Origin of the sequence: Corynebacterium sp. MSK008, assembly GCF_030232585.1 — a bacterium.
Taxonomy (GTDB): domain Bacteria; phylum Actinomycetota; class Actinomycetes; order Mycobacteriales; family Mycobacteriaceae; genus Corynebacterium.
Map to the genome: position 1 here is coordinate 130638 of NZ_JASPJX010000001.1, position 25775 is coordinate 156412.

A 25775-nucleotide genomic window follows, 5' to 3' on the forward strand; every position below is an offset into this window, starting at 1 on the left:
CGGACCATCAGCTGGCATCAATAGTTGGTCCGCACCCAGTAACACTATGCAGCTGCATAGTGGAAGTCGCCCGGCTAGGCTTGGGGCACGATGACCTCGGGGATTTCGCCGTACATGCCGGATCCGAACCACCAAGCCCCCAGTGCCACGGCGACGATCGCGATTACCACGAACACGGTGTAAAGAGCCACGGCGAATGGGGAACGGTTCGACACGGGTTTAACGGCGGGACGCTGGGAAGCGGGCTCGCGAGTGGGAGGAATTTCCGGGCTGTTAGGGGAGAGCTGTCTCGGGTCAGGTCTCTGAACAGGTGCGGGACTTACTGCCGGACCAGCTGCCGCACCAGCCGCGGGCCACTGGCCGCGCGCCGGGCCGGGTGTTGGCTGGGCCGGCCTGGCGGGGGAGGGGGAGACGCGGGTGGGTGCGTCGTCGCCGGGGAAAAGGCGCTGGTGGGCGGCGCTCTGAGCGCCCTGAGCACTCGGGGCAGCACCGCCAACCTCGGCGGCCAGCCCAAAATTGGTCGGGTGCTCGGCGGCTCGGTGCGCGGCGGAGTTGCGCGGCGCCGGCACGGTGTAGGACGGAAGCCGCAGCTCGTTGGCCACGTCGTCCAATGCCGCCAAAAATTCTGCGGCGTCGTGGAACCTGTCGTGCGGGTTGCGGGCGGTGGCGGTGGCCACGAGCTCGTCGAAAAGCTTGGGCACCCCGGCAATCAGCGACGACGGCGCGGGCACATCGGAACGCAACCGGGCGTACGCGTGGGCCAGGGGAGTCTCGCCGCCGAAGGGGGTGCGGCCGGTGAGCAGCTCGAAGAGCACGATGCCGGCGGAGTAGACGTCGGAGGCTGCGGTCAGTGCGCCGCCGTCGACCTGTTCCGGCGAGAGATAGGCGACGGTGCCGACGATTTGGTCGGTGGATTGGGTGGTTTCGGCGGCGGCGCGCACGAGGCCGAAGTCGGAGAGTTTGACGCGGCTGGAGGTGTCGATGAGTACGTTGTCGGGCTTGATGTCGCGGTGCACCATGCCTTTCGCGTGCGCGACCGAAAGCCCGGTGAGCATGCCGCGCATCACGGCCGCGGCGGCGTGCGGGGGCATGGGGCCGCGCTCGGCGAGCAGCTCGCGCAGGGTGCCGCCGGTGATCAGTTCCATGATCAAAAACACCTCGCCGCCGGACGCGGAGAAGTCGTACACGTTGACCAGGTTCGGGTGGCTGAGCTGCGCCATTGCGCGGGCTTCGCGGCGGAAGCGTTCGCGGAAGACCTCGTCGTGCACGTATTGCTCGTGCATGACTTTCGCGGCGACTTCGCGCCCGAGGCGTGCGTCGACGCAGCGGTAGACGGTGGCCATGCCGCCGCGTGCGATTGGGCGGTCGACAACGTAACGCCCGTCCAGTGTCGTGCCTGCGCGCAAGGTTGCCATGTGCACAAGAGTAGAATCGCGGACCGTGAGCGCACAAACGAATTTTGAGCAATTGCTTATCGACGAAACCCTGCTGCCGTTCCCGGATGTTGCCGAGAAGCTGGGCGTGCCGGTGACCAAGGTGCACGACTACATCGGCGCGAAGAAGCTGGTGCACTACGTCAAGGACGGCAAGAAGGTTGTGCCGGCGAGCCTGCTCGGCGAGGACGGCTTGAGCAAGTTCGTCTCCGGCGCGATCACGGTGCTTTCCGACGGCGGCTACGACGCCGACGAGATCCTGGCGTTCCTGTTTACGCCGGATGAGTCTCTGCCGGGGCGTCCTGTGGACGCGCTGCACGGCCAAAAGGCGCGCGAAGTGATCCGCCGCGCGCAGGCGATGGCGTTTTAGGCGAGTCCCGGAACAGCCATTCCACCGCCACGACGGCGGCGATTGCCGCAAGCGCGAGGAACCACGCGTCGTAGAGGCGGTGGTTGCCGCTGCCCTGGAATGCGAGGGCGACGACTATCGACGCACCAACGGTTACCCGCACCACCCAAGCCGGCGGCTTAAACGTGCCTGCCAGCGAAATGACCGATGCGTAGTACCAGGGCAGCGTCACCGCGTTGGTGGCAAAGGCAACCGCGTAGGCGGCGGTGGTGCCGGCGACGGCGCGGCGTTCGTAGGCCTCGCCTCGTCGGGGGCGGAAGATCCACCACACCACCGCCAAGCCGACCAGCATGAGCACGGAGAAGATGGTGCGGGTCCAGCTGAGGGCGGTGTTGTAGCGGAACGTGTCGTCGACAAGCTGGAACACCGGCGTGATGAGTTCGGCGGCGAGGGTGGGGCCGGCGAGCGGGTTGATCACCTTCGAGTTGCCGGTGATTTCGGCGAGCCACCCCCAGGTGGTGCCGGATACCCATGTGACCAGCTGGATTACTGCGGCATTGACCGCGAGCGCCCACGCCCCGCAGGCCACGAGCATGCCGGCGGCGCCGAGGGCGGTGGTGCTGCGGCGCTTGACCATCAGCCACACCAAGAACGGCAGCGCCACCGCCGCGGTGGCTTTCAGCGACACCGCCAGCGCGATCAGCGCGATGCCGGGGGTGCACCAGCGGCTGCGCAGGCACCACAGAAGGCCCACGCTGACCAGGCCGACCATGACGGCCTCGTTGTGCATGCCGCCGATGAGGTGCAGCAGCATCACCGGGTTTGCTGTGCCTAGCCACAGCGCAAGGGCGGGGTCGCCGCCGATCTGCTTTGCAATCCGCGGCACCGCCCACACGATCAGCGCGAATCCGGCCAGGGAGATCAGCCGGTAGACCACCAGGCCGGCCGTGACGTTCTCGCCGACCAGCCACGTCACCGCCTTGCCTACGCCGAGGTGCAATGGCCCGTAGGGCGTGGTGGTGTTGCGCCAGTCGTGGGAGACCTCCCACAGGTACGGCCCTGGGTTGACGGCGGCGCCTTCGGAATAGGGGTCGAAGCCGTCGCGAAGCATCGCGCCCTGCATGAGGTAGGAGTACACGTCGCGCGACAGGATCGGCGCGGACAGCGCGAGGACGCCGGACCACCAGCACACGCTGCGGCGCACCTGGGCTAGACCGGGCTTGGCTTTCCACAGCAGCACCCACGCCGCCACCAGGCCGATGATGCCGGCGGTGAGCAGCACGTCCATTAGCGCCCGGCCGTGACCGTAGGAGAGGTGCTCCAGGTCTACTGCGCGCAGCAGGCCGCCGCGGTAGCGGGTTGCGCCGGCGCCGAATGAGCCCACGGCAATCAGTGCGCAGGCGGCGACACCCAGACTCTGCGGGCGCATCACATTCGCCGGTCGGTGGCCTTGTGCGCGAGCACGGTGAGTGCTTCCGCGGCTGCGTCGTCGATGCCGGCGCCGTCCAGGAAGCCCAGGCCGGAGGCGGTGAGTTCTTCGATGCGCGCCTCCACTGCGTCTTCCGCGCCGCTGGAGCGGATGAGCCCTGCTAATCGACGCAGCTCCGCCTCATCCTCCGTCGTACCAATCCCGTCGCGCAGCTCTTGCGCGGCTGCCGGGTCCGCCTGGTCCAGCAGCTCGAGGGCCGTGGCGAATAGTTCCGTGCGCTTGCCCTCGCGGATGTCGTCGCCGGCCGGCTTGCCGGTGACTGCTGGGTCGCCGAACACGCCAAGCAGGTCGTCGCGAAGCTGGAATGCGATGCCGATGTCGCGACCGTAGCCACGGAACGCGTCGATGAGCGACTCGCTCGCGCCCGCAAGCGCCGCACCCAAGTGCAGGGGACGCTCGATGGTGTAGGCCGCTGTCTTGAACCGGTTGACGCGGTTGGCCATCTCCACCGACTCGCTGCCCAGGCTTTCCAGCATGATGTCCAGCAACTGGCCTCCGATGACCTCGGTGCGCATGCCCACCCACGGCTCCGCGGCACGAGCGAGAGCGTCCTGGGAAACACCGGAGTAGCGCCACAAGTCCTCAGCCCAGGCGAGCGCGAGGTCGCCGAGCAGAATCGCTGCGTTAGTGCCGTACTCCTCCGCGGAGCCGAGCAGCCCCTGGCTGCGGTGCTCCGTCTCGATCGCGCGGTGCACCGTGGGGCTGCCGCGCCGGGTGTCGGAGGCGTCGATGATGTCGTCGTGCACCAGCGCGCAGGCCTGGATCAGCTCCAGGGCGCTCACCGCGCGGAGCACGGCCTCAGGGTCCTCCGCACTTTGCAGGCCGCCCGCGCCGACGAAGCCTGCCCAGCCGTACGTGGGGCGCACGCGCTTGCCGCCGCCGAGGACGAAGCGCCGCAAGTGGCTCACTGCCTGGGCGACAGGCTCGCCAATGGCCTCGACAGCTTTCGCGCGCTCGTTGAAAAACGCTTCAAGATGCTGCTCTACCTGTGCCGGTACGTCTTTGAGCCCAAGATCTGTCACGCCTACGCTCCTTGTGCCTGAAGTTGATGATCTCCCCGCAACCCTACCCAGTGCGGTTTTGCAGATCGAGGGCGAGGATGGCAAAGGGGCGTTTATCCCCCTCGTAGTAAAAATTGCGCGCCACGTCCGTAAATCCGAACTTGCGGTACAGGCCGAACGCGTTGTTTGCCTCGCCCGCAACTTCCGGTGTGGACAGCAGCGCCCAGCGCGTCGGGGCTTCCCTGAGCAGCTCCGTGAGCAGGCGGGAGCCCAGGCCTTTGCTTTGCCGAGCGGGGGAGACATGCACTTCCGCGACCTCGAAGTAGCTGCGCAGCATGTCCCGGTCCTGGTCCGTGATCCCGCCATTCGCGTCCATTGCGCGCACAAGTTGGCGGTCCCACCAGCGATCACGGGTGCCGATGAAACCGTAGGCGATGCCGTCTACTTGGCCGCCTTCGATCGCCGCCACCGCGGTGAAGCCGGGGAAGCGCACCTCGCCCTTCCACACTTGGATACGTTGGCGGCGCATGGTCCTCGGGTACCCCATGGCCTCTATATAGATGTCTACGAGCGTTGGGGCGAGCATCAGGAACTCGGCGGACGTTAGGCGCTGAATGGTTGCAGTCACCCCTCTATGGAATCACTTGCGGGCGCTGTGCGTGGCAAGAACCCAATCGATTTAATCGAACAAACGTTCCCATTGGGCCGAAGTGGTGTCGAACGGGTGTTTTAGGGTGAGCCCACTACTTGAACAAAAGCAATGTTTGCCCAGGAGGAAGCGATGATTGGAAGTGTAGTTTCAGCAACAACCGGCGCGGTGTACGGGCGGGGCGCGCGTGTAAGTAGGGCCGATCAATTCTTGGCAGCCGCCGAGGAGCTGATCGGTCTAGCGCACGATGATTTCGAGGCTGGCCGCCACGACATGGCAATGGAAAACGCCTATCGTGCGGCGCTGCGGGTCGCCGGAGCGCGAAACGTGGCATCGCCAATCGTGCGCAAGCGCAAGCGTCTGCCCACAAGCGCGTGGGACAAACTCGCGCTCACGGGCGACGACGGGGCGCACTGGGCCACCGTATTCAAGCGCTACTCGGCGCAACGCGGCAGGGTGGCGTCCGGCATTGAAACGGATCCGGGCGCGGCCGTGGTGCACCGGCTGCTCTCGGACGCGGAAGAGTTTTACCTGTCCACCAGGGCGGGGGAGGCGCCAATGGCTGCGTAGTGGGAGGAAAGTGGGGCACGGGAACAATCTGCGTACCATGGCCGTTATACGGATAATGTCAGTCCGCCTTCGGTATCTGGAGAGTGAGCAGTGTCTCTATCTGAGCAGGAAATGCGGGCGTTGCGCGAAATTGAGCAGTCCCTCTTCGCGGACGACCCGAAATTCGGCAGCAGTGTCGTGACTGAATCTGGCTTCGGTTCCGCACCCAAGACCGGTCAGTTGACCATGCGTAGCGTCGCGCTGATCGTCCTGGGTCTCGTGCTGTTGCTCGGTGGCGTGGCGCTGGCGAGCTTGAGCATTTGGACCATTGTGCTGAGCATCATTGGCTTCGCCGTCATGCTATTCGGCGGCATTATGGCCCTGCGCACTCCGTCGAACCAGTCGTCTGCGTCCGCACGCGCGTCACGGCAGACCAAGCCGCGCACCCAGCGCAGCGCCAGCATGGAGGAGAGCTTCCGCCGGCGTTTTGAGGACCGTCAGTAGCACCTCGCTGCACGCGTAGAAAGCGCCTTCCCGGCATGACGGGGAGGCGCTTTTTCGTGCCTGCCCCACATCCCCCACTTCTCCCCACCGGAGCCCCATAACTGTCGGAAGCCCGGCGTTGGCGCTCCACTCGAGGTGTAAGCAGTGGGGTTAAAGAGGTTGAAAGTAGCGCATGTGGGGCTTGTTTTCGAACTTCGCGGGGAAACTCCCCACGGATGAAACATGCCAGTGAGCTGCAAGAACATGACACGCGAGAACAAAAAATTGCAGAGGTGTGGCGTTTGTGGGGGAAAGTGGGTTAAAGTGGGGCCCAGCGGAGTGACGTGGCGCGCATCTTGACTACGTGCGCGGTACGGAACGAAGCCGAGAAAATTTCACAGCCAACGTCAGAAAGTGAAGGAAGGTAGGTCGCCGGATGTTTCTGGGAACCTACACTCCCAAGCTCGACGACAAAGGTCGCCTGACGCTCCCCGCGAAGTTCCGTGAGGATCTTGCGGACGGGTTGATGGTGACCAAGGGGCAGGACCACTCGCTCGCGGTGTATCCGCGCGACGAGTTCGCCGCCCGCGCCCGCAAGGCCGCAGCGGCATCCCGAACAAACCCCAAGGCGCGCGCGTTTATCCGCAACCTGGCTGCCAGCGCGGATGAGCAAACGCTCGACGGGTCTGGGCGGATCACCCTGTCCCCGGCGCACCGGGAGTACGCAAACCTTTCTAAGGAGTGCGTGGTCATCGGTTCGGTGGATTTTCTCGAGATCTGGGACCTTGAGTCCTGGAATAAGTATCAAGAAGAGACTGAAGCCGCGTTCTCCGCGGCGGATGACGACGACATTCTCTCCGGTCTGCTGTAGGGCTGACTACCCGGCAGTAGGCATCGACTACGGAGAGCGTGTACGGACTCTGTCCGGGGCGTGAAGCGTTCTGGTGTACTTCCCCGACATCAGAACAGCCGCCCCGGGCAGGGCTCTATGCGCTCCCCGCGCTGATACCGCTGACACAACCACCGCACGAGCTAGGGACACCGAAAGACACGGAGGGCACGGCATGGCGAACTTCACGCTCGCTGACGACCCGCACGGTCACGTCCCCGTCATGCGCGACCGCATGGCTGAACTGCTCGCGCCCAGCGTCGAGAAGTTCGGCGCAAATGCGGTGCTTATCGACGGCACGCTCGGCGCCGGCGGCCACACAGAGCACTTCCTCGACGTGTTTCCCAACGCCTGCGTGATCGGCGTGGACCGGGACCCGAACGCGCTGCGTCAGGCGTCGCAGCGCTTGGCGCCCTTCGGCGAGCGTTTCGTTGCAGTGCAGTGCCGCTTCGACCACGTTGATGACGCGGTGGCGAACAACGAGGGCGCAATCTTCGACACCACCCGCGAGCACGGCATCGCGGGCGCACTGTTCGACCTGGGCGTGTCCTCCATGCAGCTGGACCAGCAGGAGCGCGGATTCTCTTACCGCGGTGACGCTCCGCTGGACATGCGCATGGACCAAACGCAGGGCATCACTGCCGCTGAGGTGCTTAACACCTACAGTCACGGCGACCTGGCCCGCATTCTGAAGACGTACGGCGACGAGCGCTTCGCCGGGAAGATCGCCTCCGCCGTGATCGCGGAGCGCGAACGCGAGCCCTTCGACCGCGCCGCGCGCTTGGTGGAGCTGCTCTACGCGACCATCCCGGCGGCGACACGGCGCACCGGCGGCCACCCCGCCAAGCGCACCTTCCAGGCGCTGCGCATCGAGGTCAACCGCGAGCTCGAAGCGGTGGAAAATGTCGTGCCCGTGATCACCGGCCTGCTCGGTGTGGGCGGGCGCGCAGTGTTTATGAGCTACCAGTCGCTGGAAGACAAGATCGTCAAAGCCGCGTTCAACACGCTCACCACCTCCAAGACCCCGGCTGGCTTGCCGATGGACCTACCGGGCACCGAGCCGGAGTTCCGCACCGTCACCCGCGGCGCGGAGAAGGCACCCGCAGACGAAATCGAACGCAATCCACGCGCCGCGCCCGTGAGGGTGCGTTGCATTGAAAAACTCAGCCCACCCCAGCCCACCCTCTAAGCCCGACAAAAGGACGGACACCATGGCCGCACGAGCAACGCGATCGGCGACGCTGACCCGCAATCAGAGCCGCACACCCGGCCCCACGCAGGGCCGCACTCACGGCCGTGCCATGCCGGGCGTGAAACCGCACGTGGAACACCCACGGTCTCGTGGCCGGTTGGGGTCCAACCAGGTGGTGTCTGTCCGCGGACGTCGCGTGGCCACCACCAAGGTGCGCTCGAAGTTTTCTTCGCTTTCCCAGATTGCGCTGCCGTTGCTGGTCGTCGGCATTGCGGCAGCCATGATCCTGTCCGGCATCGCTACCACGCAGACCTTTGCAATCCAGAAGCTGCAGGCGAAGGAGCAGGAGCTGGCGAACGAGGTCGAGTCCCTCAACCGCGACCTGGAGGACCGTCGTTCCTCCGCGGCGCTTGCGCAGCGGGCGGACTCTATGGGAATGGTGCTCGCCGGCGAGCCGGGTGTGGTTGCAGTCAACGAGGAGGGACACGCCGAGGAGCAGCGTCCGTACAATCCGGAGTCAGCTTCCAAGTTGGTGGATGTCAACGGCGAGGGCGGCCCCGCGTCCCGCGCATCCTCTGACGATCGCGCGACGAAGGAGCTCGAGGATGCGTTGACGCAGCGTCCGGGCCGCGCCGCGAACGCGCCACGCATTGACAATCTCGCGCCGTACCAGGCCAACGTTTCGGCCCAGCCGTAGTGGCTGGCGTGGCGCACCTAGGTATCTGCCCGGGGGCGGGGCATGATGGTTGACGACACAACGGCGGGTACCAGCCAGTGGATATGGGAGGTGAGTAGTGCCACGCACTAGCGCGAACGCGCAGGAAAGACCAGAGAAGCCTGCGCCGGCTTCCCAGAAGCAGATCACTGGAAAGCGCGTGTACTGGCTCGGTATCGCCTTCTTGGCGGTGGCGGCCTTGCTCATTGGGCGCCTGTTTTGGGTGCAGGTGATCATCGGAGACGAACTGCGCGAGCAGGCCAACGAGCAACGCAGCCGCACCTACGTGGACCGCGCGCGCCGTGGCGAGATTGTGGACCGCGACGGCAACAAGATGGCTTACACCATGCAGGCCCGCTCCCTGACAGTGTCTCCGGTGCAGCTGCGCAAGGAGCTTAAGGAGCAGCAGGAGCTTGAGATGCGTGTGGACGGGCTGTCGGCCGAGGAGATCGCCGCCCAGGTGGATGCTCGCGTTGAAGACGTGCTGCGCACAATGGCCAACGAGATCCCGGGCATGATTGGCGACGGGGAAGTGGTGAGCGACGCGCCCGCAAACACCGCCACTGGCGAACCGACCACCAAAGTCGGCCAGGTGAGCGCCAAGGAGATCCTGGACAAGCTGCACGCCGACACCAGCTACGAGGTTTTGGTGCGCAACGTCGACCCGGACGTTGCCGCGACCGTCGCGGAGGCGTTCCACGGCGTTGCGGCAGACCACCAGGACATCCGCCAGTACCCGAACGGCGCGGTGGGCGAGAACATCATCGGCAAGGTCTCTATGGACGGCCAGGGCCAGTTCGGCATGGAGGCCTCGCGCGACGCAGATCTCACAGGCATCGACGGTCGCTCCACGGAGGACGTGTCCGCGAACGGGCAGTCGATTCCGGGTTCGCTTCGCGACGTCGTTCCGGCCGTCGGCGGGGCACAGATCGAGCTCACCATCGACTTGGATCTGCAGACCTACGTCCAGCAGACCCTCGAGCAAGCTAAGGCCAACTCCCTGGCAAAGGAAGCCCAGGCTGTGGTGCTGGACGCCCACACGGGCGAAGTTCTTGCCATGGCGAACACCGACACGATCAACCCGAACGGCAACGTCGAGCAGCAGATCAAGCAGGGCAAGGATTTTGAGAACCCGAGCGTGTCGCACCCCTTCGAGCCGGGCTCGGTGGCGAAGGTGATTACTGCTGCCGCGGCGATCGACCAGGGGCTGACCGACCCGTTCGAGGTGCACCAGGTGCCCGGATCCATCGACATGGCGGGCATTACGGTGCGCGACGCGTGGGAGCACGGCGTAATGCCATACACCACCGCCGGCATCTTCGGTAAGTCCTCCAATGTGGGCACACTGCAGCTCGCCCAGCGACTGGGGGAGGAGCGGTACTGGGACTACCTGAACCGCTTCGGCATCGGCCAGGGCACCGGCATCGAGCTGCCCAACGAGTCCGCTGGCCTGCTGCCGGTGCTGGAGCAGTGGTCCGGCGGCACCTTCGCCAACCTGCCCATCGGGCAGGGCATGAGCTGGACCACGCTGCAGATGGCGGGCGTGTTCCAGGCGATCGCCAACGAGGGCGAGCGAATCCAGCCGCGTATCATCCACAAGATCACCGGCCCGGACGGGGAAGAGATCGCACAGGAGGAACCGCAGCGCACCCGCGTGATCAGCGAGGAGGCCGCGCGCACCACGCTGGACATGTTCCGAGCCGCGTTCCAGGAGGACCCGGCCGGGATCAACAACGGCACCGCCCAGGGAAACAACCTGGAGGGCTACCAGTTTTCCGGCAAGACCGGCACGGCGCAGAAGGTCAACCCTGACACCGGTGCCTACTCCAACAGCGCGTACTGGATCACCTTCGCCGGTGTCGCACCCGCGGATGACCCGCGCTTCGTCGTTGCCGTCATGCTGGACGAGCCGCAGCGCGGCGTCCTTGAGGGTGGCAACGGCGGCCAGTCCGCGGCCCCGATTTTCAAGCAGATTTCCGGTTGGCTGCTCAACCGTGAGAACGTGCCGCTGAGCCCGCCGGCAGAGCCATACCCGTTGCAGGGCCAGTAGATACAGATGGAGGTCTGACCAATGACAAGCTTGCAGCAGCTCGCCGACATCGCTGGCGCGCGCATCGTCAACCCGCCGAGCGCGGATGCGCCGGTGACCTTCGTCGGCCTGGATTCGCAAAACGTCGAGCCCGGTGGCCTGTTCGCCGCGCTGCCCGGTACCCGGGTTCACGGCGCGACCTACGCGTTCGATTCCGCCGCGGGCGCCATACTTACGGACGAAGCCGGCCTGGCGATTATCCAGCAGACAGCCGACCGTCGCCCGGTGCTGGTGGTGGAGGACGTGCGGGCAATCTTGGGCTATGTGGCGGCTGAGGTGTACGGGCACCCGTCGCAAAGCTTCACGCTCCTCGGCGTCACCGGCACCTCCGGCAAAACAACCACCACCTACATGCTGGAGAAGGGGCTGACCGCTGCCGGCTGCAAGGTGGGGCTGATCGGCACCACCGGCACGAAGATCATGGGCCGCGACGTAGCCACGGAACTGACCACGCCGGAGGCGCCGATGCTGCAGCGGCTGTTCGCGCAGATGCGCGACGAGGGCGTTACGCATGTGGTCATGGAGGTTTCCTCGCACGCGCTGATGCTGGGGCGCGTCACCGGCTCGGACTTCGACGTCGCCGCGTTTACCAACCTGTCGCAGGATCACCTGGATTTCCACCCGACCATGGAAGATTACTTCCAGGCGAAGGCGCTGTTCTTCGACCCGGCGAGCGAGCTGCACGCCAACCGCAGCGTCATCTGCGTCGACGACGAGTGGGGCCAGCGCATGGCCGAGCTTGCCGAGGCGCCGGTCACCGTCGCCACCACCAAGGGCGCCGATGTGGCCGCGCAGCTTGTGCGTATCGACGACCAAGGCCGCCAACGCATCCAGCTCACCGCCGGCGAATCTTATGAGTTCACCCTGCCCATGCCAGGCGCGTTCAACGTGGCCAACGCGGCCCTCGCCGCGGCCATCGCACAGACCGCGGGCGTGGAGCTGCAGCCGTTTTTGCACGGCCTGGAGCAGGCGGCGGTGCCTGGGCGCATGGAGCGTATCGACGAAGGCCAGCCGTTTGTCGCCGTCGTGGACTACGCCCACAAGCCGGCCGCCATCGGCGCGGTGCTGGCCACGCTGCGCGGCCAGGTGGAAGGGCGCATCGGTGTGGCCGTGGGCGCGGGCGGCGACCGCGATTCATCCAAGCGCCCGCTCATGGGCGCTGAGGCGGCCAAGGGTGCGGACTTCGTGGTGGTCACCGACGACAACCCGCGCACCGAGAACCCCACCACCATCCGCGCCGCAGTGCTCGCGGGCGCGCGCGAGGCCGGCACGGGCGCGGAGATCGTCGAGGTCGGCTCCCGCGGCAAGGCCATCGACGCGCTCGTCGAGTGGGCGCAACCCGGCGACGCCGTGATCGTGGTGGGCAAGGGCCACGAGGTGGGACAGCTCGTCGGCACGGAGAAACTGCACTTCGACGACCGCGAAGAGATGCGCAGAGCAATCACAGAAAGGCAATCTCGAGCATGATTGACATGACGCTGGCGCGCATCGCCGAGACCACCGGCGGGCGCCTAAGCCCGGAAGCCGACCCGGACACGCGCGTGACCGGGTTCGTGGAGTTCGACTCCCGCAAGATCGGCCCCGGCGGGCTCTTCGTCGCCTTCCCGGGCGCGCGCGTGGACGGGCACGACTTCGTGGACAAGGCCGCCGAGGCCGGCGCAGCCGCGTCGCTGACCACGCGTGAGGTGGGACGGCCTGCGGTGATCGTCGAGAAGCTGCCGCCCCGCGAAGGCGACAACTCGGACCTCGCCGCAAACGACCCGGATGGGTCCGCGGCGGGCGTGGTGGACGGCATGTCCAAGCTCGCCTCCGCTGTCGCGCGCGAGCTGACGGACGCGCACGGGCTGACCATCGTCGGTGTGACAGGCTCTGCTGGAAAAACTTCCACGAAGGACCTGATCGCCGCAGTGCTCTCGCGCGCTGGCGAGACGGTAGCGCCGCCGGGCAGCTTCAACAACGAGATCGGCCACCCGTACACGGTGCTGCGCTGCACCGAGGACACAGACTTTTTGGTCGCGGAGATGTCTGCCCGCGGCATCGGCCACATCGCGCACCTGGCCACCATCGCGCCGCCGAAAATCGGCGTGGTGCTCAACGTCGGCTCCGCGCACATCGGGGAGTTCGGCTCCCGCGAAAACATCGCGGAGGCCAAGGGCGAGTTGGTGGAGGCGCTGCCTAGCGACGGTGTCGCCGTGCTCAACGCGGACGACGAGCTCGTCGCCAGCATGGCGCCGCGCACCAACGGGCGTGTGGTCACGTTCTCCGAATCCGGCAACACGGTTGCGGACTACTACGCCACAGATGTTGAGCTCGACGCGGTCGCGCGCGCATCCTTTACGCTGCACACCCCAAGTGGTGATCCGCAGCGCGTCACACTCGGCGTGTTCGGAGCGCACCAGGTGGGCAACGCGCTCGCCGCGGCGGCCGTGGGCACGGAGCTGGGCATGGACGCGACCACCGTTGCCGAGGCACTGTCCGCGGCGAGCTCGGTGTCCGTCAACCGCATGGACGTGAACACGCGCGCCGACGGCGTCACCGTGATCAACGACGCCTACAACGCCAACCCTGAATCCATGCGCGCGGCGATTGCTGCGCTGGGCTACACCGCCGCCGCCCGCCCGGGTGTGCGCTCGGTGGCCGTGCTTGGAGAGATGAGCGAGCTCGGCACCGGCACCGAGCAGGAGCACGCGCTGCTCGCGGACGAGTTGGCGCGCTACCGGGTGACGCACCTGGTGGCCGTCGGCAAGTCCGATGCAATGGCAGCGCTGACCCGCCGCGCCGAGGACCAGGGCATCCGCACCACCGCCGTCGCCGACACCGGCGAGGCCGCGGAGACGGTGCGTGAGCTGTTGGCGTCCGCGCCTACGGGGGAGGACAATTGGCGCGAGCGCACAGACCGGGATGTTGTGCTGGTCAAGGCCTCCAACGCCGCCCGGCTGTGGGTGGTGGCGGAAGCGCTCTTGCAAGGGCATACGCTTAGGTAGATCAAGCGACGTAGAGAAATAGCAAGGTACAACTTCCATGGTTCAAGTTATCTGCGCCGGAATCATCAGCTTTTTGGTTTCGATCTTTTTCACCCCTGCGCTCATCCGGTACTTCAACCGGCGGGCCATGGGGCAGGAGATCCGCGAGGACGGCCCGGCGTCCCACGCCCGCAAACGCGGCACCCCGACGATGGGTGGCCTTGCCATCCTCGCCGGCATCACCATGGGCTATCTCGGCGGCAGCTTCGTCGCCCTGCTCACGGGGCATTCGGCGTTTACGGCCACGGGCCTGATCGTGCTGTTTCTCACCCTGTCCCTGGGGCTGGTCGGCTTCGCCGATGACGGCATCAAGCTGTTCATGCACCGCAACCTGGGCCTGAACAAAACCGCGAAGCTGGTGGCGCAGCTGGCCATCTCACTGATCTTCGGCGTGCTCATCCTGCGCTTCCCGGACGAAAACGGGCTGACCCCGGGCTCGCAGTTCTTAAGCTTTGTGCGCGACATTGAAACGATCGACCTGACCTTCGGCGGCGGGACAATCGGCACGATCTTTTTCCTCGTCTTCATCTACATCCTGCTGGCCGCCTGGTCGAACGCGGTGAACCTCACCGACGGCCTGGACGGGCTCGCATCCGGCACCACCGCACTGGTGATGGCCGCGTACGTGGGCATTACCTTCTGGCAGTTCCGCAATTCCTGCGCGGCAGAGGCAGCCGCGGGCTGCTACAGCGTGCGCGACCCGCTGGACTTGGCCATTTTGGCCTCCGGAGGATTCGGCGCGTGTGTGGGGTTCCTCTGGTGGAACGCCGCCCCGGCGAAGATCTTCATGGGCGACACCGGCTCGCTCGCACTCGGCGGCTTGGTGGCGGGCCTGTCCGTGGGTTCGCGCACGGAGCTTTTGATGATCATCATCGGCGCGCTGTTCGTGCTCGAAGCGCTTTCCGTGGTCATCCAGGTGGCTTCGTTCAAGTCCACCGGCAAGCGCGTGTTCCGCATGGCGCCGTTCCACCACCACTTTGAAAACGGCGGGTGGCACGAGACCACCGTCGTGGTGCGGTTCTGGATCATCTCCGCCATGGCGTTCATGCTCGGCCTGGCCGTGTTCTACGGCGAGTGGCTGAACGGGGCGAACCTGTGACGCAGTCGATTCTGCCGGGCTACACCCTGGTCGCCGGCGCCGGCGTGTCTGGCTTCGGTGCGGCACAGCTGCTTCAGCGCGCCGGCGCCCGCTTCACCGTCGTGGACGACAACGAGGCCGGCCGCACCCGTGCCGCGGCGGCCGGCTACGACACCTGCACCGGCGACGAGGCCCGCGCCCGCTTCGGCGAGGTCGGCCTTGTGGTCACCTCGCCCGGATGGCGGCCGGATACGCCCTTGCTTGTCGACGCCGCATCCGCCGGCATCGACGTCATCGGCGACGTCGAGCTGTGCTTCCGGCTAGACCGCGCGGGAGTCTTCGGAGAACCGCGCACTTGGCTCGTGGTCACCGGAACGAACGGCAAAACCACCACCACCGGCATGCTCGCGCAGATGATGATTGAGGCCGGCAAGGACACCGGCCTGCGCGCCGGCGCGTGCGGCAACATCGGCGTCGCGGTGGGGGAGGCGATGCTCGCACCCGAGCGTTTGGACGTGCTGGTGGCTGAGCTTTCCAGTTTCCAGCTGCACTGGTCCTCCCAGCTCGTGCCCGAGGCTGGCGTACTGCTGAACCTGGCGGACGACCACATCGACTGGCACGGCAGTTTTGCCGAGTACGCCGCGGCCAAGGCGAAAGTGCTCGCGGCACCGGTGGCGGTCGCGGGCATCGACGACACCGAGGTCGCGCGGATCGCCGCCGGCACAGGGCGTGACGACATCGTCGGGTTCACGCTCAGCGAGCCGTCGGACGGCCAGGTTGGTGTGGTGGGCGGACGCATCGTCGCAAAGCTGGGCGGCAAAACTGTAGATGTCGCATCGGCCGACGGCATCGAGCCCGCCGGTGCCGCAGGCGTGCTGGACGCGCTGGCCGCCACCGCGGTGGCGCTGACCCAAGGTGCCAGTCCGAAGCACATCCAACGCGCGCTCGACGCGTACCAGGTAGAGGGCCACCGCGGCGCGGTCGTGCACTCCGGTGGCGGGGTGGACTGGGTGGACAATTCCAAGGCCACCAACCCGCACGCGGCGGATTCGGCGCTCACCGGCGCTGGCACCGTGGTGTGGGTCGCCGGCGGGCAGCTCAAGGGCGCGTCCGTGGACGCCGTGGTCAAAGCGCACGCCAAGCAGTTCCGCGCGGTGGCGCTTCTGGGCGTGGACCGGGAACTGATCCGCACCTCGCTCGAGCAGGTGGTGCCGGAGGTGCCCGTCTTCGTTTCCGACGCGCAGGACCCGGAGCAGGCGATGGACGAGGTCGTCGCGTGGGCCGCGACGCAGGCGCAGCCGGGAGACACGGTGCTATTGGCGCCCGCCGCGGCGAGCTTGGACATGTTTTCCGGCATGTCTGCGCGTGGCGACGCATTCGCGGCCGCCGCAATGCGACACTGGAACCCGCACAACAAGTAAGCTCAACTAAAGGTTGAGGTTTTCTTCCGCGGTTCCAATCGAAAGGGCAGCATGACGGTTCAACGCGCACCCCGGCAACGCGCACCACGGCCGGACGCCCCATCGAAGCTCAGTGCAGGGGTCAGGCGCATCCAGGAGGCGCTCGACTCCCGGCCGCTGATCGACTACACCATGATCCGCAGCATCGTGCTCTTCCTCGCCGGCCTCGGCGTGGTCATGGTGATGAGCTCGTCCATGGCGACCTCGTTCGCCGCCAGTGCGAGCGTATGGTCCCTAGCTGTGCGCCAGTTCGTGATGGTCATGCTCGGCCTCATCGCGTTCTGGGCGGCGCTGAAGACCCCGCCGGAGCGGCTCCGGGGCCTGAGCAATTGGCTGATGGTCATCGCCGTGTTGCTGCTGATCGCCGTGCTCACGCCGCTGGGCACCGGCCGCGCCGAGGTGGGGTCGCAGTCCTGGCTGGTGGCCGGCCCGCTGCGACTGCAGCCCTCCGAGTTCGCCCGCGTGGCCATCGCCATGTGGGGCGCGAAGATCCTGGCCAACAAGGATCCGCGCCGCCTGTTCGTCCCAGATAACGGGTTTGCCGCGTTTATCTCTGTTTCCCTGCTCTGCGTGCTGCTGATCGCCATGCAGGGCGACATGGGCATGGCGCTGTCTTTCGCTGTCGTGGTGGCGTTCATCCTGCTGTTTGCAGGTGTGTCCCTGAAGGCCGTCGGCGTGGTGGCCGCCTCGGGCGTTGTGGCGTTGGTGGTGATCTTCCTCTCCGGCAGCTTCCGCTCCGACCGCTTCCACGTCTATTTCGACGCGCTGCGCGGCCACTTCGACGACACGCAGGGCATCGCGTTCCAATCCCACCAGGGCTTCTTGTCGTTGGCGGATGGCCACATCTTCGGCGTGGGCCTGGGCCAGTCCCGCGCGAAGTGGTTCTACCTGCCGGAGGCCCGCAACGACTTCATCTTCGCCGTCATCGGCGAGGAGCTCGGCCTGTGGGGCGGCGCGCTGGTGATTACACTGTTCGCGCTGCTGGGCTTCTTCGGCATGCGCACCGCGCTGCGGGCGCAGACGCAGTATCAGACGCTGATGGCCGCATCTCTGACCGCGGCGGTGGTCTCCCAGGCCTTCATCAACATGGCCTATGTCGTGGGGCTGCTGCCGGTGACGGGCATCCAGCTGCCGATGCTGTCCGCCGGCGGGTCCTCGGCGGTGTTCACCCTCGGCGCGATGGGCGTGCTGGCGTCCGTGGCGCGCCACGAGCCGGACGCGATCTCGTCGATGCAGAACTACGGTCGCCCTGTATTCGACCGCATCTTCTTTATCGCCGAGCCCCGTGCGCTGAAGCAGCGCCGCCCGGCGCCAGCCGCCGCGCCGCGCCGCGAGCGCTACGGCACGCCGGTGACCCAGCCGGTCGCCGCGGCCTACCATAGGCAGCCGCACCGCCGGACCCAGCGCCGTTAGGAGATCTATGACCACCGAGAACTTCAGCGTCGTCATCGCAGGTGGCGGCACCGCGGGCCACATCGAGCCCGCACTTGCAGTCGCGGAGGTGCTTCGCGACGCGTACGGGGCAAACGTCGTCGCCCTCGGCACCGAACGCGGACTGGAAACGACCATCGTGCCCGCCCGCGGGTTCGAGCTTTCCCTGATCGACCCGGTGCCCATCCCGCGCAAGAAACCGTGGAAGCTCGCCTCCGTGCCGTTCAAGCTGGCGCGCAGCGTGCGCCAGGCCAAGCAGGCCATGAAGCGCAGCGGTGCGATCGCCGTCTTCGGCACCGGCGGCTACGTCTCCGGCCCAGCGTATCTGGCCGCGAAGCAGCTGGGCCTGCCGTTTTTCGTGCTGGAGACCAACGCGCTGGCCGGCATGGCCAACAAGCTGGGCGTGAAAATCGGCGGCACCGGGTTGAACGCGGTGCCCAATTCCGGCATGGCAGGCGAGGTTGTCGGCGTGCCAGTGCGCCCCGGCGTGGGGGTGGACCCGGACGGCGCGAAGCGTGAGCGCGGCCTGCGCATGTGGAACCTGCAGGAAGACCGCCCGACCATCCTGGTCACTGGCGGCTCCCAGGGCGCGGTGAGCATCAACGCGGCCTTGGCCGACGCGGTGGAGCGCCTCACCGGCGCGGGGTACCAGATCCTGCACGCCTACGGCCGCAAGAACGACGCGCCGGCGGCCTACGACCACTACACGGCCGTGCCCTATATCGACGACATGGAAGCCGCATACGCCGTCGCCGACGTGGTGGTGTGCCGCTCCGGCGCCATGACGGTCGCCGAGAACTCTGCCGCTGGCATCCCTGCCATCTACATCCCCCTGCCGCACGGCAACGGCGAGCAGGGGCTCAACTCCTCCCACCTCGTCGACGCCGGAGCGGCCCTGCGTATCGACGATGCGGCACTGAGCGGCGACGTGCTCGTCGAGAAGCTGCTACCCCTGAAGGACCCCGACGCACGCGCGACGATGCGCGCAGCACTCGAGGACACCGGCGCTGGCAGCGTTGCCGAGGACCTTGCCGCGCGCATCGTCGCGGCTGCTGGAAAGGACACATAAATGACAGATCTCTCTCGCGTCCACCTCATCGGCATCGGCGGGTCCGGCATGTCCGGCGTGGCGCACATCCTGCTGGACCGCGGCGCGACCGTGACCGGCTCCGACGCCAAGGATTCCCGCCCCGTGCGCGCGCTGAAAGCCAAGGGCGCCAAGGTCGCTCTTGGGCACGACGAGGCCAACCTGGAGCTGTCCGGCGAGCTGCCCACCGCCGTGGTGACCAGCTTCGCCGCCATCCCGCAGGACAACCCTGAGCTGGTGCGCGCCAAGCGAGAGGGCATTCCGCTGCTGCGCCGCTCCGACCTGCTCGCGGAGCTGATGGAGGGCTCGACCCAGCTGCTGCTCGCCGGCACACACGGCAAGACGTCCACGACCTCAATGGCGGTGGTGGCGCTGCAGGCGGCGGGGGAGGACCCCTCGTTCGCCATCGGCGGCCAGCTCAACCGCGCCGGCACCAACGCCCACCACGGCCACGGCGACGTGTTCGTGGCGGAGGCCGACGAGTCCGACGCTTCGCTTTTGCGCTACTCGCCGGATGTCGCGGTGATCACGAACATCGAGCCGGACCACCTGGACTTCTACGGCACTAGCGAGAAGTACTTCCAGGTTTTCGACGATTTCGCGGACTTGGCAAAGCATGTGGTGGTTTGCCTCGACGACGACAACGCCGCCGCCTGCGGCGAGCGCGCCCTCGAGCGCGGCCTGACGGTTTCCGGCTACGGCACCGCGGAGGCTGCCGCCCGCCACCCGAAGATCCCCGCTGGGGCTGTGATCACCGGCGAGCGCCAGGACGGCGAGCACACCGTGGTGGAGGCGCAGCTGCGCACCGGCCGCATCTCCGGAGACGTGATGTACACGCTGGCGATTCCGGGCCGCCACATGGTGCTCAACTCCGCCGCCGCACTGCTCGGCGGCGTGCTCGTGGGCGCCGACCCGGCAAAACTCGCCCAGGGATTGAGCGAGTTCAGCGGTGTGCGCCGCCGCTTCGAGTTCAAAGGCGAGGCGAACGGGACCCGTGTCTACGACGATTACGCCCACCACCCGACGGAGGTCGCTGCCGTGCTCACCGCCGCCCGGGACAAAGTTGCAGCTGAGGGTAATGGCGCCCGCGTCGTGGTCTGTTTCCAACCCCACCTGTACTCGCGCACCCAGGAGTTCGCGACTGAGTTCGCCGAAGCACTTTCGCTTAGCGACGAATGCGTGCTGCTGGATATCTTCGGCGCCCGTGAAACACCGGTGGAGGGCGTGACCTCCCGGATCATCGCCGAGAAGATGACCGCGCCCGTGCGTTTGGAGTCGGACTTCTCCGCGGCGCCCGCGACCGTGGCGGCGGTAGCCAAACCCGGAGACCTCGTGCTCACCATGGGTGCGGGCAGCGTGACCATGCTGGCGGACGAGATTCTCGCCGCGTTGCGGGAGGCATAACGTGTCCCGCCGCGCGATCGCGATTGTCGCCGGCTGCGTAGCCCTTGTGCTCGCGGTCGTGGCGGCACTGCCGTTTACCCCGGCCATGCCTGTCGACGATGTCAACGTCGAAGGTGCTGTGAATCTGCCCGCCGAGGAAGTGAAGTCGCTTTCCGGCGTGGAGGTAGGCACCCCGATGGGGCGCGTGGACGTGCATGGGGCCGCCCAGAACGTGGCTGCCAACCCGTGGGTCAGTTCGGTGACGGTGAAGCGCAATTGGCCGAATGCAGTGGATGTCACGGTGGTGGAGCACACCCCGGTGGCCTGGATCGACCAGGGCGGCGAGCCTCACCTGATTAACAGCGAGGGCAAGGATTTCGTTGTTGCCCAGCCGCCGGTGGGGGCGGTGCAGCTCGTCGACATGAACGAAGAGCAACTGCCCAAGGCGGTGGAGGTCGCCTCCGCGATTACCGACCCGGCCCGCCCGCAGGTCCGCGAGCTGACCCGCGACGGGGACCATAGTTTCGTGCTCAAGCTGGATGGCGACAGGACTGTCACGTGGGGTGCGGCGGAAGACAACCAGAATAAAGCGCTCGCGCTTGAGACGGTGCTGCAGCTGCCCGGAAAAACATTCAATATTTCCAACCCGGAGTTGGTCACTTCGCGCTAAAACCGCAGGTCACAACCCTAAAGTAGTGGTTGAGGGTTGTGACACGCCGACCCAGAAAACAAAAAACGGGCAGCTTTCACACAAGATGGGTAGCAACTGCAAAAACCAACTTGTGAAAGGCGAGACAATCACCATGACCTCTCCCGCCAACTACCTCGCCATGATCCGCGTCGTCGGTGTCGGCGGCGGCGGCGTGAACGCCGTCAACCGCATGATCGAGGAAGGCCTCAAGGGCGTCGAGTTCGTTGCCATCAACACCGACTCCCAGGCGCTGCTGTTTACGGATGCCGACACGAAGCTCGACATTGGGCGCGAGGCCACCCGTGGCCTCGGCGCAGGTGCGAATCCCGAGGTTGGCCGCACCTCCGCCGAGGACCACAAGCAGGAGATCGAGGAGTCCCTGAAGGGTTCCGACATGGTCTTCGTCACCGCCGGCGAGGGTGGCGGCACCGGCACCGGCGCCGCCCCGGTGGTCGCCGGCATCGCCAAGAAGATGGGCGCGCTGACCATCGGTGTGGTCACCCGTCCGTTCACTTTCGAGGGCAAGCGTCGCACCCGTCAGGCTCTTGAGGGCATTGAGAACCTCAAGGAAGTCTGCGACACCGTCATCGTCATTCCGAACGACCGTCTGCTGCAGCTGGGCGATGCCGAGCTTTCCATGATGGAGGCCTTCCGGGCGGCGGACGAGGTGCTCTACAACGGTGTCCAGGGCATCACCAACCTCATCACCATCCCGGGCATGATCAACGTCGACTTCGCGGACGTGCGCTCCGTCATGGCCGACGCCGGCTCCGCGCTGATGGGCGTCGGCTCCGCCCGCGGCGACAACCGCGTGATGACGGCCACCGAGCAGGCCATCAACTCCCCGCTTTTGGAGACCACGATGGAGGGCGCAAAGGGCGTGCTCATCTCGGTTGCCGGCGGCTCCGACCTGGGCCTGATGGAGGTCAACAACGCGGCCTCCATCGTCGAGGAGAAGGCCGACGAGGACGCCAACATCATCTTCGGCACGATCATCGACGACAACCTGGGCGACGAGGTCCGCGTGACCATCATCGCCACCGGCTTCGACGAGAAGGCCAACGCCCGCCCGGCCGAGGTTGCTGAGCAGGAAGCGCCGCAGCCGGAGCAGACCTCCACCAAGGTCGTGGAGGCTGAGCCGGCCAAGGAGGAGTACCAGCCGCGCCACCGCTACGAGCCGTCCACCCGCAGCGGCCTGTTCACCGAGCGCGAGCCTCGCGACGGCGGCTTTGACGGCGGTTTCGATGACGTCGATGTGCCGGACTTCATGCGCTAGTTAAGCTGGCAGGCATGCCAGATCTTTCCACTCGCCCCGTCCGCATGGTGTTCACCTCCCGTGCGGGCGGGGTTTCTGCTGCCCCCTACGACTCCTTCAACCTGGGAACCCACGTCGGCGACGACGCCACCGACGTCGCCGCCAACCGCGCCCGGCTTGCGCAAATACTTGGCCTGCCCGAGGAGCGCTTTGTGTGGATGGAGCAGCTGCACACCAACACAGTCACGCTTGTCGACGGACCTTCGGCCACCCCCGTGGAAGCCACCGACGCACTGGTCACCAAAGAAAAGAACCTGGCCCTGTGCGTGCTCGTGGCGGATTGCACCCCGGTGCTGCTGTCGGACCACACCGCCGGCGTCATCGGTGCGGCCCACGCCGGCCGCATGGGTGCGCGCAACGAGATCGTGAAAAACACCGTCGAGGCGATGGTGGGCCTCGGCGCCGAGCCGTCGCGCATCCAGGTGCTGTTGGGCCCTGCCGCGGCCGGGAATTCGTATGAGGTCCCGGAGGGGATGGCTTTAGACGTCGAGAAGCATTTGCCCGGCTCCCGCACACGCACAACGAAGGGCACGCCTGGCATCGACGTGCGCGCGGGGCTGGTGCGCCAGCTGATGAGCCTGGGCGTGACCCACATCGACGCGGACCCGCGCGACACCATCACCGACACCGATTTCTTCTCCCACCGCCGCGAAGGTGTGACCGGACGGCAAGCTGGCGTAATTTGGATGCCTAATGTCTGATCTCGCACGAAACCTTGACACCGTCCGCCAGCAGATCCGCGACGCGGAGCGCACCGCCGGCCGTGAAGAAGGCAGCGTCGCCCTTTTGCCGGTAACGAAGTTCCACCCGGTGGAGCGCATTGTCGAGCTGGCTTCGCTCGGTATTACGCTGGTGGGGGAGAACCGCGAGCAGGAGGCCCGCGACAAGGCGGCTGCGCTCGCAGGCCGCTGCGGCATCGCCATGATCGGCCAGATCCAGTCCAAGAAGGCCAATTCGGTCGCGCGCTGGGCCTCAGAGGTTCACTCGTTGGACTCGCTGAAACTGGTCCACGGACTCAACCGCGGCATGGCGTTGGCGCTCGGGCGCGGCGACCGTGAAAGCGAGACCCTGCCGTGCATGGTGCAGCTGTCTTACGACGGCGACACTGCCCGCGGCGGCGCCCAGCTCGACGATGTGCCCGCGATCGTGGAAGCGGTGGAAGAATCCGAGCACCTCGAGCTGGCCGGGTTCATGGTCGTTCCACCGCTGGATTCGCAGCCACGCGAAGTGTTTGCTCAGGCGCGTTCGTTGACGGATGACTACGCCACCAAGCTCAACCGCAACTTGAGACTTTCCGCAGGTATGAGCGGTGATTTCGCCGACGCGATAGCCTGCGGATCCGATATCGTGCGTGTCGGAACAGCCCTCCTCGGGCCCCGGCCCGTAGTCTGAACTCCACCGCGAATCACCCCATAAAAGGAGCCGCCCGCATGTCCTTCTTTGACAGTGCTAAAGACTTTTTCGGCCTCGGCCCCGTGGATAACGGCGAGGACGACGCATATTACGACGACCCGCAGTACGCTGCAGGCGCCGCTGGTGTAGCCGCCGTCGGTTCTACCGCGTACGACCGTTCGGCCCGCCCCGAGCGCCCCGAACGCGCTGAGCGCCCGTCGCGCATGGACCGCCCTGCTGCCCGCGACTACAGCCGCGATGCCGTCCGCCCCAGCTACCGTTCCACGCCGCACATCGTCACTGCGGCGCCGCGCAACTACAACGACGCCAAGGAGATCGGCGAGCCGTTCCGCGACGGCGACGCTGTGGTTATGGACTTGACCGACCTGGACACCGCCGACGCGAAGCGCATCGTCGACTTCGCCGCCGGCCTGTGCTTCGCCCTGCGAGGCAGCATGCACAACCTCTCTCGGGGCGTTGAGACCCGCAAGCGTGTGTTCGCCATCGTGCCCGAGAACGCCAATTTAGAGAAGGACGACCTCAAGCGTGCTGCCGGTTTGCGTTAGCCGGTAGGGTGGTTCGGCGTGGCACTTTTCGGAGCAATCATCTACGCCCTAGTGGGGCTGTATTCGCTGCTGGTTATCGTGCGCATCATCATTGAGATGGTGCAGGCGTTTTCCAAGCAGTTCGACCCGCCGCACTGGTTCATCATGGTGGCCGAGCCCATCTTCCGGGTCACCGACCCGCCGGTGAATGCGCTGCGCAAACTTATCCCGCCGTTGAAGCTCGGCGGCAGTGGCGTGGGGTTGGACGTGAGCGTCATTGTTCTGTTTTTCATCCTCATGCTCATCCAGATGCTTATCGGCGGCGTGCTGATAAATCCGGCGCTGCGGTAGCTTTACTTGAGCTTTAACCCGGCTTTATGGCTAGGCTGGGCTACACTCGTCGAACGAAACCGTTACAATTCAGCAGATAATGCTTCGCGCGAGCGAGTACTCACACGATTATCGAAGGGAACGCAAATGCCGCTGACACCAGCTGACGTGCACAATGTCGCTTTCAGCAAGCCGCCGATTGGCAAGCGAGGCTACAACGAGGACGAGGTGGACCAGTTCCTCGACCTCGTCGAGGACACGCTTGCACAGCTGCAGGATGAGAATGACGAGCTGCGTTCCCGCCTCGAGGAGGGCGGCCAGGGTGCAGTTGCCGCAGCGCCGGCGCAGCGTTCCGAGGATGTGGACGAGGTCGCTATCCGTCGCGAGGTGGAGCAGAAGGTCCGCGCAGACTTCGAGGAGCAGCTGCGCTCCGCGAAGCAGGCGCAGGAGAAGGCTGAGGCCGAGGCACGCTCCGCTAAGGACGAAGCCGCGAAGGCCCGCAAGCAGGCTGAGGAGGCCTCGAAGGCGCCGAAGCAGGCAACCGCCCCGGCCGCTGCCGCATCCCAGCCGGCACGCAGCGACGTTTCCGCCGACACTCACGTGCAGGCAGCCAAGGTGCTCGGCCTTGCCCAGGAGATGGCGGACCGCCTGACCAGCGACGCACAGGCGGAGGCTTCCTCCATGCTGGCTGATGCCCGCGCCGCCGCAGAGCGCGAGATCGCCGAGGCCGAGTCCAAGTCCAAGAAGCAGCTCGAGGACGCGCAGACTCGTTCCCGCACCCAGCTGCAGGACGCGGAATCCCGCTCCAAGCAGCTGGTGACCGACGCCCAGAAGAAGGCTGAGGAGACCACCAACGAGGCGAACTCCCGCGCCGAGGCGCAGATCCGCCAGGCCGAGGAGCAGGCGAACAAGCTCAAGGCTGACGCCGAGCGCAAGCACACCGAGATCATGAACACGGTGAAGCAGCAGCAGACCGCGCTGGAGAACCGCATCGCGGAGCTGCGCACCTTCGAGCGCGAGTACCGCACTCGTCTGAAGACGCTGCTGGAGTCCCAGCTGGAGGAGCTCGAGTCGCGCTCCACCACCGCGCCGAACGAGAAGTAGTACCTGACTCTTCACAAACGCCCAGCATCGTTGTAGGATGCTGGGCGTTACTCGTAACACGCTTTGATCCGGCTATCACCGGGGAGCGTTTCCGGAAG

At 66.3% G+C, this 25775-nt stretch carries 25 protein-coding genes; 21 read left to right on the top strand and 4 right to left on the bottom strand.

The genetic code is table 11. The features are described 5' to 3' along the window. Nucleotides 1-74 precede the first annotated feature (74 nt). A complete protein-coding gene (locus QP996_RS00640) occupies nt 75-1415 on the bottom strand; it encodes a protein kinase domain-containing protein (RefSeq protein WP_284870680.1) in 1341 nt (446 codons plus the stop codon). Here QP996_RS00640 and QP996_RS00645 point away from each other — a divergent pair. Then, a complete protein-coding gene (locus QP996_RS00645) occupies nt 1414-1803 on the top strand; it encodes an Rv2175c family DNA-binding protein (protein ID WP_284870681.1) in 390 nt (129 codons plus the stop codon). The genes QP996_RS00640 and QP996_RS00645 overlap by 2 nt on opposite strands. On the opposite strand, the gene QP996_RS00650 is transcribed toward QP996_RS00645, so the two are convergent. The 3 genes from QP996_RS00650 to QP996_RS00660 are packed head-to-tail and all read right to left on the bottom strand — an operon-like array spanning nt 1706 to nt 4900. After that, entirely contained in the window at nt 1706-3211 is a 1506-nt protein-coding gene (locus QP996_RS00650) for an alpha-(1->6)-mannopyranosyltransferase A (RefSeq protein WP_284870682.1), read from the bottom strand. The genes QP996_RS00645 and QP996_RS00650 overlap by 98 nt on opposite strands. Further along, nucleotides 3211-4293: a polyprenyl synthetase family protein gene (locus tag QP996_RS00655; RefSeq protein WP_284870683.1), complete on the bottom strand. Its 1083-nt coding sequence runs from the start codon at nt 4291-4293 to the stop codon at nt 3211-3213. Before QP996_RS00655 ends, QP996_RS00650 begins: the two co-directional genes overlap by 1 nt. 43 nt (nt 4294-4336) lie before the next feature. Continuing rightward, nucleotides 4337-4900, bottom strand: coding sequence for a GNAT family N-acetyltransferase (locus tag QP996_RS00660; protein WP_284870684.1), 564 nt, complete (start codon nt 4898-4900; stop codon nt 4337-4339). A gap of 231 nt (nt 4901-5131) precedes the next feature. On the opposite strand from QP996_RS00660, the gene QP996_RS00665 reads away from it, so the two are divergent. The 20 genes from QP996_RS00665 to QP996_RS00760 all read left to right on the top strand — a co-directional run bounded on the left by QP996_RS00665 (nt 5132) and on the right by QP996_RS00760 (nt 25677). After that, complete coding sequence (locus QP996_RS00665) at nt 5132-5491, top strand: SAV_6107 family HEPN domain-containing protein (protein WP_284870685.1); 360 nt, start codon at nt 5132-5134, stop codon at nt 5489-5491. A 90-nt stretch (nt 5492-5581) separates the two neighbouring features. Next, the gene (locus QP996_RS00670; RefSeq protein WP_284870686.1) at nt 5582-5974 is read left to right on the top strand and encodes a DUF3040 domain-containing protein; all 393 of its coding nucleotides are present in this window, start codon (nt 5582-5584) and stop codon (nt 5972-5974) included. 415 nt (nt 5975-6389) lie between these two features. Then, nucleotides 6390-6824: a division/cell wall cluster transcriptional repressor MraZ gene (gene mraZ / locus QP996_RS00675; protein ID WP_171192781.1), complete on the top strand. Its 435-nt coding sequence runs from the start codon at nt 6390-6392 to the stop codon at nt 6822-6824. Between the two features lie 193 nt (nt 6825-7017). Continuing rightward, a complete protein-coding gene (rsmH, locus tag QP996_RS00680) occupies nt 7018-8031 on the top strand; it encodes a 16S rRNA (cytosine(1402)-N(4))-methyltransferase RsmH (RefSeq protein ID WP_284870687.1) in 1014 nt (337 codons plus the stop codon). A 22-nt stretch (nt 8032-8053) separates the two neighbouring features. Continuing rightward, the gene (ftsL, locus tag QP996_RS00685) at nt 8054-8731 is read left to right on the top strand and encodes a cell division protein FtsL (protein ID WP_284870688.1); all 678 of its coding nucleotides are present in this window, start codon (nt 8054-8056) and stop codon (nt 8729-8731) included. A gap of 97 nt (nt 8732-8828) precedes the next feature. Beyond that, the gene (locus QP996_RS00690) at nt 8829-10799 is read left to right on the top strand and encodes a peptidoglycan D,D-transpeptidase FtsI family protein (RefSeq protein ID WP_284870689.1); all 1971 of its coding nucleotides are present in this window, start codon (nt 8829-8831) and stop codon (nt 10797-10799) included. 21 nt (nt 10800-10820) lie between these two features. Then, nucleotides 10821-12305 carry a UDP-N-acetylmuramoyl-L-alanyl-D-glutamate--2,6-diaminopimelate ligase gene (locus tag QP996_RS00695; protein WP_284870690.1) on the top strand — a complete coding sequence of 495 codons (1485 nt, stop codon included), beginning with the start codon at nt 10821-10823 and terminating at the stop codon, nt 12303-12305. Continuing rightward, nucleotides 12302-13822 carry a UDP-N-acetylmuramoyl-tripeptide--D-alanyl-D-alanine ligase gene (locus QP996_RS00700; RefSeq protein ID WP_284870691.1) on the top strand — a complete coding sequence of 507 codons (1521 nt, stop codon included), beginning with the start codon at nt 12302-12304 and terminating at the stop codon, nt 13820-13822. Before QP996_RS00695 ends, QP996_RS00700 begins: the two co-directional genes overlap by 4 nt. Before the next feature lie 37 nt (nt 13823-13859). Next, nucleotides 13860-14960: a phospho-N-acetylmuramoyl-pentapeptide-transferase gene (mraY, locus tag QP996_RS00705; RefSeq protein ID WP_284870692.1), complete on the top strand. Its 1101-nt coding sequence runs from the start codon at nt 13860-13862 to the stop codon at nt 14958-14960. Beyond that, complete coding sequence (gene murD, locus QP996_RS00710) at nt 14957-16360, top strand: UDP-N-acetylmuramoyl-L-alanine--D-glutamate ligase (RefSeq protein ID WP_284870693.1); 1404 nt, start codon at nt 14957-14959, stop codon at nt 16358-16360. Before mraY ends, murD begins: the two co-directional genes overlap by 4 nt. A gap of 51 nt (nt 16361-16411) precedes the next feature. Then, a complete protein-coding gene (locus QP996_RS00715) occupies nt 16412-17812 on the top strand; it encodes an FtsW/RodA/SpoVE family cell cycle protein (RefSeq protein WP_284870694.1) in 1401 nt (466 codons plus the stop codon). 7 nt (nt 17813-17819) lie between these two features. Next, complete coding sequence (gene murG, locus QP996_RS00720) at nt 17820-18899, top strand: undecaprenyldiphospho-muramoylpentapeptide beta-N-acetylglucosaminyltransferase (protein WP_284870695.1); 1080 nt, start codon at nt 17820-17822, stop codon at nt 18897-18899. After that, a complete protein-coding gene (gene murC, locus QP996_RS00725) occupies nt 18900-20321 on the top strand; it encodes a UDP-N-acetylmuramate--L-alanine ligase (RefSeq protein ID WP_284870696.1) in 1422 nt (473 codons plus the stop codon). Between the two features lies 1 nt (nt 20322). Further along, the gene (locus QP996_RS00730; RefSeq protein ID WP_284870697.1) at nt 20323-20970 is read left to right on the top strand and encodes a cell division protein FtsQ/DivIB; all 648 of its coding nucleotides are present in this window, start codon (nt 20323-20325) and stop codon (nt 20968-20970) included. Nucleotides 20971-21103: 133 nt separating this feature from the next. Next, complete coding sequence (gene ftsZ / locus QP996_RS00735) at nt 21104-22267, top strand: cell division protein FtsZ (protein ID WP_284870698.1); 1164 nt, start codon at nt 21104-21106, stop codon at nt 22265-22267. A 14-nt stretch (nt 22268-22281) separates the two neighbouring features. Next, entirely contained in the window at nt 22282-23007 is a 726-nt protein-coding gene (gene pgeF / locus QP996_RS00740) for a peptidoglycan editing factor PgeF (protein WP_284870699.1), read from the top strand. After that, complete coding sequence (locus QP996_RS00745; RefSeq protein ID WP_284870700.1) at nt 23000-23698, top strand: YggS family pyridoxal phosphate-dependent enzyme; 699 nt, start codon at nt 23000-23002, stop codon at nt 23696-23698. Before pgeF ends, QP996_RS00745 begins: the two co-directional genes overlap by 8 nt. A 38-nt stretch (nt 23699-23736) precedes the next feature. Next, entirely contained in the window at nt 23737-24264 is a 528-nt protein-coding gene (locus QP996_RS00750; protein WP_284870701.1) for a cell division protein SepF, read from the top strand. A gap of 18 nt (nt 24265-24282) precedes the next feature. Further along, complete coding sequence (locus QP996_RS00755) at nt 24283-24594, top strand: YggT family protein (protein ID WP_284870702.1); 312 nt, start codon at nt 24283-24285, stop codon at nt 24592-24594. A 126-nt stretch (nt 24595-24720) separates the two neighbouring features. Beyond that, a complete protein-coding gene (locus tag QP996_RS00760; RefSeq protein ID WP_284870703.1) occupies nt 24721-25677 on the top strand; it encodes a DivIVA domain-containing protein in 957 nt (318 codons plus the stop codon). The last annotated feature ends 98 nt before the right edge of the window (nt 25678-25775 follow it).

Excerpts from the sequence above, each read along its gene's own strand:
- QP996_RS00645 (WP_284870681.1), top strand. The coding sequence starts at position 1,414 with ATGTGCACAAGAGTAGAATCGCGGACCGTGAGCGCACAAACGAATTTT.
- QP996_RS00640 (WP_284870680.1), bottom strand. The coding sequence starts at position 1,415 with ATGGCAACCTTGCGCGCAGGCACGACACTGGACGGGCGTTACGTTGTC.
- QP996_RS00650 (WP_284870682.1), bottom strand. The coding sequence starts at position 3,211 with ATGCGCCCGCAGAGTCTGGGTGTCGCCGCCTGCGCACTGATTGCCGTG.
- mraZ (WP_171192781.1), top strand. The coding sequence starts at position 6,390 with ATGTTTCTGGGAACCTACACTCCCAAGCTCGACGACAAAGGTCGCCTG.
- rsmH (WP_284870687.1), top strand. The coding sequence starts at position 7,018 with ATGGCGAACTTCACGCTCGCTGACGACCCGCACGGTCACGTCCCCGTC.
- ftsL (WP_284870688.1), top strand. The coding sequence starts at position 8,054 with ATGGCCGCACGAGCAACGCGATCGGCGACGCTGACCCGCAATCAGAGC.
- QP996_RS00695 (WP_284870690.1), top strand. The coding sequence starts at position 10,821 with ATGACAAGCTTGCAGCAGCTCGCCGACATCGCTGGCGCGCGCATCGTC.
- QP996_RS00700 (WP_284870691.1), top strand. The coding sequence starts at position 12,302 with ATGATTGACATGACGCTGGCGCGCATCGCCGAGACCACCGGCGGGCGC.
- mraY (WP_284870692.1), top strand. The coding sequence starts at position 13,860 with ATGGTTCAAGTTATCTGCGCCGGAATCATCAGCTTTTTGGTTTCGATC.
- QP996_RS00715 (WP_284870694.1), top strand. The coding sequence starts at position 16,412 with ATGACGGTTCAACGCGCACCCCGGCAACGCGCACCACGGCCGGACGCC.
- murG (WP_284870695.1), top strand. The coding sequence starts at position 17,820 with ATGACCACCGAGAACTTCAGCGTCGTCATCGCAGGTGGCGGCACCGCG.
- murC (WP_284870696.1), top strand. The coding sequence starts at position 18,900 with ATGACAGATCTCTCTCGCGTCCACCTCATCGGCATCGGCGGGTCCGGC.
- ftsZ (WP_284870698.1), top strand. The coding sequence starts at position 21,104 with ATGACCTCTCCCGCCAACTACCTCGCCATGATCCGCGTCGTCGGTGTC.
- pgeF (WP_284870699.1), top strand. The coding sequence starts at position 22,282 with ATGCCAGATCTTTCCACTCGCCCCGTCCGCATGGTGTTCACCTCCCGT.
- QP996_RS00745 (WP_284870700.1), top strand. The coding sequence starts at position 23,000 with ATGTCTGATCTCGCACGAAACCTTGACACCGTCCGCCAGCAGATCCGC.
- QP996_RS00750 (WP_284870701.1), top strand. The coding sequence starts at position 23,737 with ATGTCCTTCTTTGACAGTGCTAAAGACTTTTTCGGCCTCGGCCCCGTG.
- QP996_RS00760 (WP_284870703.1), top strand. The coding sequence starts at position 24,721 with ATGCCGCTGACACCAGCTGACGTGCACAATGTCGCTTTCAGCAAGCCG.